The sequence below is a fragment of the Candidatus Hydrogenedentota bacterium genome, assembly GCA_035450225.1.
In the GTDB taxonomy this organism is placed as follows: domain Bacteria; phylum Hydrogenedentota; class Hydrogenedentia; order Hydrogenedentales; family SLHB01; genus DSVR01.
Window position 1 is genome coordinate 1 of the sequence record DAOTMJ010000084.1, and the last position, 6,691, is coordinate 6,691.

Genomic DNA, 6,691 nt, shown 5'->3' on the forward strand with positions numbered 1-6,691 from the left:
TCATTCGCACCTACGATGCAGACCCGCCTGTCGTGCTATCGGTCCAGACAACCGGTGCGATGCTCCCTGAGGGCGCGGATTGTGTCATTATGATCGAGTACACCGAACAGGTGCGCGAGAACGTTGTCCGCTTCAATGGCGCGTCGACACGAGACAACATCTGTCGAAAGAGCGAAGACATCCGCGAGGGTGATGCGGTGCTGCTGCACGGATCGCGGATCGCCGCACAACATGTGGCGGTCCTCGCCACCGTGGGTTGTACGTACCCGCGCGTTTACCGCAAGGCGCGCGTAGGGATCATTGCCACCGGCGACGAACTGGTCGAGCCCACCGAGTACCCCGGACCTTCGCAGATTCGCACGAGCAACAGCCATCAACTGTACGCGCAGGCGCTTACCGCGGACACGCTTCCAACGTACTACGGGATTGCGCGCGACACAAAACCCGCGATTGATAGTGCGCTCAAACGGGCCATAGCGGAAAACGATGTAATCCTGCTCTCCGGCGGCGTGTCAAAAGGGGACTTCGATCTCGTGCCGGACATCATGACGGAAAACGGCGTCGAAATCCTTTTCGATTCCATCGCAATAAAACCGGGCAAACCGACCACCTTTGGCGTCTCTCCGGACATCTATTGCTTCGGACTGCCCGGCAATCCCGTCTCGACATTCATCCAGTTCGAGATCCTTGTGAAGCCTTTTCTCTACAAGATTATGGGGTATGATTTTCACCCGTTTCATTCGATGTTGCCGCTGGCATCGCCCATCAAGACGAAAGGAACGGACCGCGAAACATGGCTGCCCGTCAAGCTCACGCCGGATGGACGCGTCGAAGCCGGCGCATATCACGGCTCGGCCCATATCAATGCCTTGTGCGATGCCGATGGATTGATCGTGTTGCCCATTGGAACAACCGTCATGCAGGAAGGAACGTTGGTCCGTGTTCGACCGATTCAATAGGAAGATCGACTATCTCCGGATCTCCGTAACGGACAAATGCAACTTGCGTTGCACCTACTGCATGCCGCCCGAGGGCGTCCCTCCCATCGGACACGAATGCATGCTTCGCTTCGAGGAGATCGCCGAAGTGGCCCGGACCGCCGTGGAACTGGGCATCACCAAGGTCCGCGTGACGGGCGGCGAACCGCTCGTCCGGCGCGGCATCGTCGCGTTGATTGAAATGCTGAGCCGCATGGAAGGCATCGCGGACTTCGCCATGACTAGCAACGGCACGCGCCTGGCCGAATTCGCGCGCCCACTTGTCGAAGCTGGTCTTCACCGCGTGAACGTCAGTCTCGACACGGTCGATCCGGCCCGTTACGCGGCCATTACGCGCGGCGGCGACGTACACCGTGTTCTCGAAGGCATCCGCGCGGCCCGCGAGGCCGGGCTGGCCCCCATCAAGCTCAATTGCGTCGTTCAGGACTCACCCGACGAACCCGATGCGCGCGGTGTCGCGGCCTATGCCCGGCAGGAGGGGCTGGAGGTGCGCTATATCCGGCGGATGAATCTCGAAATTGGGGATTTCTCGGTCGTGATCGGCGGAAGCGGCGGGGATTGCGCGCGCTGCAATCGCCTGCGGTTGTCATGCGACGGCATGATCCGCCCGTGCCTCTTCAACGACATCCAATTCGGCGTCCGCGAACTGGGCGCGCGCGAGGCCATTCTGCGCGCCGTGGCGGAGAAACCCTTGTGCGGCCAGACGAGCCGTGGCCATTTTAACAGCATAGGAGGATGAAGGTGAAAAAGTTGTCCCATCTCGATAACGAAGGCCGCGCGCGGATGGTGGATGTGAGCGGGAAACCCGTGCAGCGCCGTGTTGCGAGGGCACACGGCCGCATTCATTTATTGCCGGAGACAATAACCCTCGTCCGAGAGAACCACATCAAGAAAGGCGATGTGCTCGCCATCGCCGAGATCGCCGGCATCCAGGCCGCGAAACGCACCTGCGACCTGATTCCGCTTTGCCACACGGTCAATATCGGCAGTGTCCGTGTCCATGCCATGCTCGAATCGGACGGAGTCGCCGTCGAGAGCGAAGCCGTCGCGACGGACAAGACCGGCGTCGAGATGGAAGCCTTGACGGCCGTAAGCGTCGCGCTGTTGACCGTGTACGACATGTGCAAGGCCGTGGACAAACGGATGATTATCGGGGAAATCGCCCTTATCGAGAAGCGGAAAGATCCAATCGGGCAGGAGTAATTACGGAAACTTTACATTCGAAAAAAGACGTGGTATGCTATCGTTATGTTTCGCGGTGCATATCGAATAGGCTCGCATCCAACACAACGATCCATAAACACAGGGAGGGACTGCATAATGTTGACGCGAAGGAATGGCTTTACGCTCATAGAACTGCTCGTCGTTATTGCAATCATCGGCATACTGGCGGCCATCCTGCTGCCGGCACTGGCGCGCGCGCGCGAAGCAGCACGGCGTTCTTCGTGCCAGAATAACCTGAAACAGCTCGGCCTGGTATTCAAGATGTATGCAAACGAGGCCGGCGCCCAGAATTTTCCGCCCCAGTATCCGGGCTACTACCCCGCCGACGGCGCGGACCCCGTACCCATGCATACATTCTTTTGGGGGCCTGCCGTCTATCCGGAATACATGTCGGACTACAACATCATCTTCTGTCCGTCCGATCCCCAGGCGGGGCGAATCAAGGGCATCATCGACCAACTGAGAGACCTTCGCTTCAAGGAACTGCCGCAGCAGTTCCGCGATTATTCATACATGTACATTGGGTGGGCGACACGTTCCGACGACGATTGGGGCATCCAGAAGAACGCATCGAAGGATGCCCGCGATAGCAAGAAAGTCTTGCCGGAAAACTTCGTGACCACCGATATCGAGTATATCGACACGCAAACACAGGAAACGACGCGCCTTTATCGTTTGCGTGAAGGCGTCGAACGTTTCTTCGTCACGGACATCAACAATCCCGCGGCTACCGCCATGGCGCAAAGCACGATCCCGGTCATCTGGGACATGGTATGTCAGAATCCAAGCGGGACGGGGAACCAGTTCAACCACGTCCCGGGCGGCATGAACTGCCTCTATCTCGATGCCCATGCCGAATGGATTCGCTATATCGCTCACGATCCCAACTCGACCACACCGGACCCGAACACCTACCCCTGTACAAGCAATCTGGCCGACAAGCTCGGCAAGGGCGGCCCTACCGAACCGACCGATCCCGCCACCGTGACCGTTGTCCCTTGAGTCCCCTTGGTTTTCACAGCAAGCCGTGCTGACAACAACAAACAGGAGCGAGTATGATGTCTTGTCTGAAATGGAGTGTGTGTATATTGGCGGCAAGTGTGATAAGTGCGGCGGGAGCGTGGGCTGAAGGCCCTGCGCGCTCCTCGGAAACGCTGACAATCGTCGACTTGGACGGCACGAAGATCCCTCTGTCCGTGGCGGATCTGCGTAAAATGCCCGTCGACATCGAAGAGGAGTTGATTTGCGTAGGACACTCTTCGGGGTTCATCGGCATCTTCGACTATTCGGGTGTCCGCTTGAGCGAACTGTTCAAGAAGGCCAAAGCCGCCGAAGCCGCGAGCGAGTATCGCCGCGAAAACATGTACGTCCTGTTCCGCGGAACGGACGGCTATCAGACGCTGGCTTCCTGGACGGAGCTCACCATGACGACCGAAGGCAAGCGCGTCATGATCGCCATCGACAAGAACGCGGAACCTCTGCCGCCCCTTGAAGGCAAATTCCGTCTGATCCTGCCCGGCGACAAATGGGTCGGGCGTAGTGTCAAGTGCCTTGAGACTATCGAGATTCGCTGTCCCGACGGCGTGGTCGACAAGAAGAAGGACGACAAGAAAGAAGAGAAGAAACCGTAGCGCGCGTCCGATTGGCGGCTGCCACCCGGCATCGGGTATCATCGAGGAGGTTCTGATGATGCGAGTTCCCGGAGAAAGCGGAAACAATGTCCTGTCCAGACACGCGCAACGGTTCGATTGTCTCGGTAAACCTGTCCGAACGGCAAGGCACTTCCAAGCAGCCCGCGCCGGAGATTGTCATCGGCGAGCATGGCGTGCAAAACGACGCCCATGCCGGCGATTGGCACCGGCAGGTCAGCCTGCTGGCCGCCGAAAGTATCGAACGGTTTTCCGGCGAGGCCGGCCAATCGTTTCTTCCCGGCGAGTTTGCGGAAAATATCACGACTCGGGACATTGATCTCCTTCAGTCGGCGATCCTTGATCGCATAACCATCGGCCCGTCCGTCGAACTCGAAGTAACGCAACTGGGCAAGAAATGCCACGGGGCGAGTTGCGCCATCTTTCAGCAGGTTGGCCGTTGCGTGATGCCCAAGGAAGGCATTTTCACCCGCGTGATTCGCGGTGGGGTGGTGAAGCCGGGCGATGCCATTGCTCGCGTGCCGCGCACGTTGCGCTGCCGAATCGTAACGTTGAGCGACCGTGCCAGCCAAGGCGTCTACGAAGACCGCAGCGGACCGCGCATTCGCGAACTCCTCGAAGCGTTCGCGCAGGAAAAACACTGGCAACTCGATGCCGTATCTACACTTATGCCGGACGATGTCCAACAATTACAGAACGAATTGACTGCCGCGCGCGACGCCGGAGCGCATGCGATCTTCACGACCGGCGGCACCGGCATTGGCCCGCGCGATATCGCCCCAGAAGTTGTGACCGCTCTTGCCGACAAGATCATACCCGGACTCATGGAATACATCCGCGTCAAGTACGGCGCGGATAAGCCGAATGCCCTCCTTAGCCGTTCCGTGGCCGTTGTTTCCGGAAAAACCCTCATCTACACCCTGCCCGGCAGCCTCAAGGCCGTGGACGAGTACATGGCCGAGATTCTCAAGACCCTCGAACACGCCATCTTTATGCTGCACGGCCTTGACACGCACTGAAATTCAGGTTGGGGCATTGCGCGGGTCTCCTTGCGCACCATTTCAAAGCCAGACCGTCCTGTAGATAAGCAGAAAAAAGCACTCGACCGTTTGACATTTTAGTGGGATTAGTGTAAAATAACGGCAAAGAGCTATCCGCTTGACTCCAGTGATCACTACATGTTGATGTCGGCATCACCGTTTTCCGCCTCGAACGTCGTCGCCCATCACGGGGCCAACCTGCACGGTCTGCTGCATCAGCCTATAAAACAGTTTCCCGCGTGATCGCGACGTCCGCCGATTAAACCGGAAGGTGAACTCGTCCAAGTAGTAATCAAGATGGGATGGGCGAACCGCCCCCTGGTGGGTGCCGCCAAGCCATCGCTTGAGCAAAGCCGATACCCGGTGAGCCAAAGGCAAGAGGTTCTCTCCGACTTCAGCGATGGGACGGACTTCCTCATGGATGTATCCCTTGGTGCCGAGAGTCGCATAGCCCGCCCATCCGTCCGTGTTCACCACGCTGCCGGGTTGGATCATTTCCTGGACCGCAAAGCTCAAACTGACCGCGGAGGCATCGGGAACCCGAAGAAGTCGAATGCGGCCCACATGTTTACCTTGATCTTCCACGGCAATCACCACCAGCGTTTTCCCCGCCGCTCCTCTGCCGCACTTGCCCGATCGCTCACCGCCAATGTACGTTTCATCCACTTGCACCGTACCGGACAGCCGGTCGCGGCCAGGGCGAACCATGGCCGTTCGCAGCTTGTGCAACCATATCCAAGTCGTCTCATACCGCGAAAGGCCCAATACGCGTTGCAGACCCAGTGCGCTCACGCCTTGCTTCTGGCTGACCACATACCACATCGCACGAAACCAAAGGCGCAATGGCTTCCGAGTATCTTGAAAGATGGTTCCGGCAGTGACTGACGTCTGAAACCCGCATCCTCTGCAGTGCCAAAGGCCCCTCTCGGTGCGCCATGCCTCGCGATGCTCGCACCTCGGGCAACGAAACCCGTCCGGCCACCGGATTTCGGCCAAGTACTCGCGGCAGGCAGCCTCGGTCGCAAAGCGGTCCTCGAAATCCAGCACCGTCTCCGGGTAATCCTCCATGCCCAGATACTACATATCGTGGCCACTTGAGTCAAGCGGATAGCCCTTTAACGGCATATAGGGGAAGTCTTAAGAAGCGCAATTGAACTAATGCAGGGTTACTCGCACGGGGAGAATATGCGATTTATGCGAAAATATGTTGCCTTCTTGTTCTTGGTAGTCTCCACCTCCGCCTTTTCGGCAGTATGGTATGTCGACAAGGATAACCTTTCCGGTACGGAAGACGGTCTGAGTTGGGCAACGGCGTTTCGGACCATCCAGCCGGGACTGGACTTGGCGGCGCGGGACGACGAAATTTGGATGGCCGCGGGGAACTATGACGAGTCGCGCCCCAGCCCAAATGGCAGCCTGATGCTTACCCAACGCCGTGTGCATCTATACGGGGGCTTCAGCGGTGTCGAAACGGATCGCAGCCAGCGCGACTGGACGACGTACGCGACCATAATCGACGGCTCGAATGGCCGAGGTCCGGGCGTGCCCGCGTATCACGTAATACAAGGGGACAATCGCGCCACGCTCGATGGGTTTTCGATCACTGGCGGACGGGCAGACGGCGCGGACAGCTTGGGGCTTGGCGGCGGGATGTACAACCGCGGCGGCGGGGTGTCTGTGGCCAATTGCCGACTCTACGGCAATTATGCCGTTTCCGGCGGCGCAATGCACAATTGTCTCGGCGCTTCGGCGATTGTAGAAAACACGGTATTTTTCAACA

At 58.5% G+C, this 6,691-nt stretch carries 8 protein-coding genes; 7 read left to right on the plus strand and 1 reads right to left on the minus strand.

What is annotated here, in order from left to right:
- The 6 genes from P5540_19555 to P5540_19580 all read left to right on the plus strand — a co-directional run.
- Positions 1-959: molybdopterin molybdotransferase MoeA (locus P5540_19555; protein ID HRT67011.1), on the plus strand; the 959-nt coding region annotated here is incomplete at its 5' end.
- Positions 940-1,737 carry a radical SAM protein gene (locus P5540_19560; GenBank protein HRT67012.1) on the plus strand — a complete coding sequence of 266 codons (798 nt, stop codon included), beginning with the start codon at positions 940-942 and terminating at the stop codon, positions 1,735-1,737. The genes P5540_19555 and P5540_19560, both read left to right, overlap by 20 nt.
- Positions 1,734-2,201 carry a cyclic pyranopterin monophosphate synthase MoaC gene (gene moaC / locus P5540_19565; GenBank protein HRT67013.1) on the plus strand — a complete coding sequence of 156 codons (468 nt, stop codon included), beginning with the start codon at positions 1,734-1,736 and terminating at the stop codon, positions 2,199-2,201. The genes P5540_19560 and moaC overlap by 4 nt, the downstream gene beginning before the upstream one ends.
- Positions 2,202-2,318: 117 nt before the next feature.
- Complete coding sequence (locus P5540_19570) at positions 2,319-3,224, plus strand: DUF1559 domain-containing protein (GenBank protein HRT67014.1); 906 nt, start codon at positions 2,319-2,321, stop codon at positions 3,222-3,224.
- Positions 3,225-3,310: 86 nt separating this feature from the next.
- Positions 3,311-3,853 (plus strand): molybdopterin-dependent oxidoreductase, encoded by a 543-nt coding sequence (locus tag P5540_19575; GenBank protein ID HRT67015.1) that lies wholly within the window; start codon positions 3,311-3,313, stop codon positions 3,851-3,853.
- 86 nt (positions 3,854-3,939) lie between these two features.
- Positions 3,940-4,890, plus strand: a complete 951-nt coding sequence (locus P5540_19580; protein HRT67016.1) for a molybdopterin-binding protein — start codon at positions 3,940-3,942, stop codon at positions 4,888-4,890.
- A 174-nt stretch (positions 4,891-5,064) separates the two neighbouring features.
- Here P5540_19580 and P5540_19585 read toward each other — a convergent pair whose 3' ends face one another.
- On the minus strand, positions 5,065-5,979 hold the full coding sequence (locus P5540_19585) for an IS1595 family transposase (protein HRT67017.1): 915 nt from the start codon (positions 5,977-5,979) through the stop codon (positions 5,065-5,067).
- Positions 5,980-6,105: 126 nt separating this feature from the next.
- Between P5540_19585 and P5540_19590 the strand changes: the two genes are divergently transcribed.
- Positions 6,106-6,691: hypothetical protein (locus tag P5540_19590; GenBank protein HRT67018.1), on the plus strand; the 586-nt coding region annotated here is incomplete at its 3' end.

What these genes read in the sequence shown, in the direction of transcription:
- moaC (HRT67013.1), top strand. Translation starts at nt 1,734, where the DNA reads ATGAAGGTGAAAAAGTTGTCCCATCTCGATAACGAAGGCCGCGCGCGG.
- P5540_19580 (HRT67016.1), top strand. Translation starts at nt 3,940, where the DNA reads ATGTCCTGTCCAGACACGCGCAACGGTTCGATTGTCTCGGTAAACCTG.
- P5540_19585 (HRT67017.1), bottom strand. Translation starts at nt 5,979, where the DNA reads ATGGAGGATTACCCGGAGACGGTGCTGGATTTCGAGGACCGCTTTGCG.
- P5540_19570 (HRT67014.1), top strand. Translation starts at nt 2,319, where the DNA reads ATGTTGACGCGAAGGAATGGCTTTACGCTCATAGAACTGCTCGTCGTT.